1 protein-coding gene is annotated in these 5,118 nt (G+C 74.9%); it reads right to left on the bottom strand.

Annotated elements, in window-relative coordinates:
• Positions 1–51: 51 nt before the first annotated feature.
• Positions 52–5,118, bottom strand: a 5,067-nt coding sequence (locus CTKZ_RS16620) for a glycoside hydrolase family 3 N-terminal domain-containing protein (protein ID WP_124343987.1), incomplete at its 5' end; no start/stop codon positions are given.

The raw sequence follows: 5,118 nt of genomic DNA on the forward strand, positions 1-5,118 counted from the left end.
GTCCGGCGGCGGGTCGGCGGGGTCAGCCGGCCGGCCGCCGCCGGACGTGGGTCAGCGCACGACGAGGATCCGCGGGAGCGCGAGCGACGCCAGGTAGGTGCCGTCGCCGCCGTAGGTGACCACGACGAGCGACGTGCGCGTGGACCGCGGGAGGTCGACGACGGCGTGGCCGTCGGCGTCGAGCGTGCCGGTCGCGGCCTGCCTGCCGTTGAGCCACACGGTCACGGTGCCCGTGGGCTCCTGGCCCGCGACGCCGTCGACCTGCACGTGCACCTGCTTCGGGTCGTCGCGGCCGACGGTCCAGTCGGTGCCGGCCGTGCGGACCTCGGGCCGGACCTTGCCGACCGTGAGGCGACGCGCGTCCGACGTCGACGCCGCGACGGGCGGGTCGGTCGACGCCGTGCCGCCGTAGACGGCGACGACGGTGTGCCGCCCGGCGGCGAGGTCCGCGGGGAGCCGGACCTCGGCGACCGCCTGGTCGCGGCCCTTGGCCGTGAGCGTGCCGGTCGCCACCGCCTCGCCGTCGACCCGGATCTCGACCGTGCCCTGGGGCGTGACGCCCTCGGCGCGGACGGTGACCTTCGCGACGACCGCCTTGCCGAACGGCGTCGACGACGGCAGCTGCAGCGACGTCGTCGACGCGACCGGGGCCGTCGTCGGGACGCCCGCGACCTGCGCGAGCAGGTCCGCCGCCTCGCCGGCCGAGCCCGCCATGAGGAGGTGCTCGGCGTCGGCGGTCGCCGAGGCCGCGTCGGCCGGCGCGCTGCCCGCGACGACCGCCGCCTGGGCCAGGTCACGCAGCAGCGACACGACGAGCCCGGCCGCGGTCGCCGTGGTCCGGTCGGTGCCGTCGAGCGCTGCGGCGGCGTCGGCGAGCAACGGGACAGAGGTGCCGTAGGCAGCCGGGTCGAGCGTGCCGTCGGCCCAGACGTCGGCGTCGAGCACGGCCTGCACGGCGTCGCGCGCGTCGCCGGCGGGCAGGGACTCGGCGGCCGTCGTCAGGCGGTCGCGCTGCGCGTCCGTGCGCAGGCCCCAGCCGTACGCGTACAGCGCGTCGTAGGCGTCGTCGCCCACGTTGACCGGCACCTGGTCCGCCGACGCGGGCCACGTGACCGGCAGGCGACCGGTGAACGGCTGGTCGCCGAACAGCACGTCCGCGACGCCCGCACCCTCGGAGCCCGGCAGCCACGACGCCACGAGCGCGTCGATCGCGTCGAGCTTGTCGGTGACGAGCTGCGGACGTCCGGAGACGACGAGCACGACGCAGTCGACCGCGGCGCACACGGTGTCGATCGCAGTCCGGTCCGCGGTCGAGAGCGACAGGCTCTTGCCGTTGTTGCCGACGTCGCCGACGCCCTCCGCGTACGGCGTCTCGCCGACGACGACCACGCCGACGGTCGCGTCGCCGACGGGCGCGGACGCGTCCTCCGAGTACGTGACCGACGGGTCCACCGCCTGGATCGCCTCGAGGATCGACGTGCCCGTCGTCGTGTCGCCCGAGCCGCCCTGCCACGAGACCGTCCAGCCGCCCATCTGGTTCCCGAGGTCGTCGGCGTTCGAGCCCGCGACGTACACGTGCGCGTCCTTCGCGAGCGGCAGCGCGCCCGTGTTCTTGAGCAGCACCTGGCTGCGCGCCGCCGCCTCGCGGGCGACCGCGCGGTGCTCCGCCGAGCCGAGGTCCGCGGTGTGCGTGCGGTCGGCGAACGGCTGCTCGAACAGCCCGAGCGCGAACTTCTGCGTGAGGATGCGGCGGACCGCGTCGTCGACGCGCTCCTCGCTCACGACGCCGCCCTCGACGTTCGCGACCGTCGACGTGATGAACGCGCCGAAGTTGTACGGCGCCATCGCCATGTCGAGCCCCGCGTTCACGGCCCGCGCCGCCTTCTGCGCGTACGTGCCGCCCGGCAGCTTGTCGATGCCCTCCCAGTCGGAGATCAGGAAGCCGTCGAAGCCGAGCTCACCCTTGAGCAGGTCGGTGTTGAGCGCGCCGTTCTCGTGCATGCGGACCGGGTCGCCGCCGCCGACCGAGACCGCCGAGTACGACGGCATGATCGTCCCGACGCCCGCCTCGATCGCGGGCACGTAGGGGTCGACGTGCAGGCGCCGCAGCTCGTCGAGCGACGCGACGTGCGTGACCCCCTGGTCGATCGGGTAGCCGTTGCCCGCCTGCTCCGGCACGTACGTCGTGCCGCCGTCGCCGACCCAGTGCTTCGCGGTCGCGAGCACCTTGTCGGGGCCGGACAGGTCGGCCGGGTCGTGTCCCTGGAGGCCGGTCACGGCCGCCTCGGCCATCGCGGTGACCAGCGCCGGGTCCTCGCCGAACGACTCGTAGCTGCGGCCCCAGCGCTCGTCGCGCGTCACGCACAGGCACGGCGCGAACGTCCACGGGACGCCCGTGCCGCGCACCTCATGCGCGGTGACCTGCTGGACGCGCTCGACGAGGTCCGCGTCGCGCGCCGCTCCGAGACCGGTGTTGTGCGGGAAGATCGTCGCCCCGACCACGTTGTTGTGGCCGTGCACGGCGTCCACGCCGTACACGATCGGGATCTGGAGCCGGCTCGCGAGCGCCTCGCGCTGGAAGCCGTCGACCATGTCCGCCCAGCCCGCCGGCGTGTTGTCCTGCGGCACCGAGCCGCCGCCCGAGAGCACCGAGCCGAGGCCCAGCTCGCCGATCTGCGTCGGCGACCGAAGGCCCAGGCGCTCGGCCTGCGTCATCTGACCGACCTTCTCCGCGAGCGTCATGCGGCCGAGCAGGTCCTCGACGCGCTCGGCGGTGGGCCGGTCGAGGTCGAGGTACGGCGCGCCGACGGCGTTGAGCACGATCCGCGGGTTCCGGTCGACCGCGGCGCCCGTCGCCGTGAGCGCGAGCTCGAGCGTGCGGGCGTCGTCCTGCGCGGCCGTGGCGTGCGTCGCGACGTCGACGGTCTGCGTCGTGCCGGACGGGGTGCCGGCGGCGAACGTGAGGGTGCCGTCGGCGGCGTCGTAGTGCTCGCCCGCCGTCGCGGTCCCGTTCGTCGTGGCGTAGGTGAGGGTGACGTCCTCCGGCAACGGTGCGCCGTCGGTGGTGGTCAGGGTGAGCGGCACCTGCGCGGTCTCCCCCGGGTCGACGAGGACGACGTCCTGCGCGGGCGTCACCTCCGCCGTCGGGGCCGGGACGGCCGAGCCGTAGAGCTGCACGTCGTCGACGGCCCAGCGCACCGCGTTCGCCGTGTTCGGCACGAACGTCAGCGCGTAGCCCCACGCCGACGTCAGGTCGAGCGTGCCGTTGCGGGTCGCCTCGTCACCCGGCTGGTAGCCGCCCAGCGTGAACTGGTCGAACGGCAGCTCGACGAGCTTCCAGCGGCTGCCGTCGGGCGACCAGTTGTCCTTGAACGTCGTCGCCCACAGCTCGGAGTGCTCGCCGTCCGGACCGCCGTCCTTGAGCTCGACCTTGATGTCGTCACCGGCCGTCGGCGACGCGGGACGCGTGTCCTGCGACGCGTACCAGAGCAGCCGGATGCCGCGGAACGACGACCAGTCCTGCGCCGCCGCGAGGTTCTGGCTGAAGCCGCCCCAGCCGCCCGACGGGATCAGGTACTCGCCCGACAGGACGTGGTTGTCCGCGGGGCCGCCCTCGCGGTCCTGCTGCGTGACGTCGAGCGACACCTCCGCGCCGGCCGAGCCCCACGTGAACAGGCCGACGGTCGTGCCGGGCTCCGCGATCGGGACGTCGCCCTCGGCGTCCTCGATCGTCGTCACCCGGTCGTACAGGCCCAGGTCGTCGAACGCCCAGGCGCCCGCGCCCAGGTCCGTGAGGGTGACCGCGAAGCCCGTCGACGCCGTCGGGTCGAAGCGCGCGTCGCTCGCCGGGTCGTTCTTCAGGCGCAGGTTCGCGAACGCGATGCTCACCTGCCGCCAGCCCGCGGTGTCGTCGACCACGCGCTCCTCGAACAGCTGCCCACCGCTCTTGAGCTCGTAGCGCAGCAGCCCGCCGTCGCCCGTGCCGCGGAACCAGAACGTGAACCCGTCGTGGTCCGACCAGTCCGTCGGCGCGAGGTCGTGCGTGAAGCCGAACCAGTCGCCCGGCGCGGGCGTTCCGCCGACCGTCGCGACCAGCACGTCGCCGCCGTCCGGCCGGTCGCCGGGCGTCGTCGTGAGCACGGGTGTGACGGGGGCGCTGAACCCCCACGTCGTGTAGCCCTGCGGCACGCCGTCCTCGTAGTCGTCGAGCACCGTGACGGCGCCGACGTCGGGCAGGGAGCCGTGCGGGGTGATCGTGAGCGTCGTCGTCGCGCGGCCGCCCAGGACCAGGCCGTCCGACGCGTCGCTCAGCGTGAGGACGACCGTCCGGGCCGGGGCGAGCGGGCCGTGGTCGACCGTCGCGACGTCGACCGTCGCGCTCGTGGCGCCGGGCGCGAACGTGACGACCTGGTCGACGGCGGCGTAGTCACCGCCCGCGGTCGCCGTGCCGCCCGTGCTGGTGACGCGGACGCGTCGCTCCGCGTCGGCCGCGGTCGCCAGGACCACCGGCACCTGCGCCGTCTGGCCGGCAGGGACCGTGGCCGTCGACGCGCCGAAGGCCACCGGGACCGCCTCGGGCGTGCCGAACACCTCGACCGAGAACAGCGAGTAGCCGTACCAGTGCAGGACCGGCGCCTCCCAGTCGAAGCTCGTGCGCTCGTTCATCTGCACCCGCACGTAGCGGGCGTCCGTGGGCGTGGCCAGCGTGACCTCGTCGGTGCCGCCGTCGCCCGTCGGCTCGGTGTGCACCGTCGTCCACGACGCCGGGTCGTCGGGCGCGGTCGTCGCGACCTGCACGTCGTAGGCCGTCGCGTATGCCGCCTCCCACGCGAGCACCACGCGGTCGACCTCGGCCGTCGTGCCCAGGTCGACCTGCAGCCACGCCGTGAACTCGACGTCCTCGTCCGGGCCGTTGCCGCTCGCCCAGCGCGTCGCCGGGTCGCCGTCGACCGCCGCGGACGCCGGGAACGTGCCGTCCGCGTCCGCCTGGGACTGCGACGCCGTCGCCGTGCCGGTGTGCGCGAGGTCGCCGGGTGTCGCGGCCGCTGCGGCCGGGGGCGCGACGGCCGTGGCGGTGACCGTCGCGACGAGCGCGAGCGGGGCGGCCAGGGCCAGCGC

The sequence above is a fragment of the Cellulomonas algicola genome, assembly GCF_003851725.1.
In the GTDB taxonomy this organism is placed as follows: Bacteria; Actinomycetota; Actinomycetes; order Actinomycetales; family Cellulomonadaceae; genus Cellulomonas; species Cellulomonas algicola.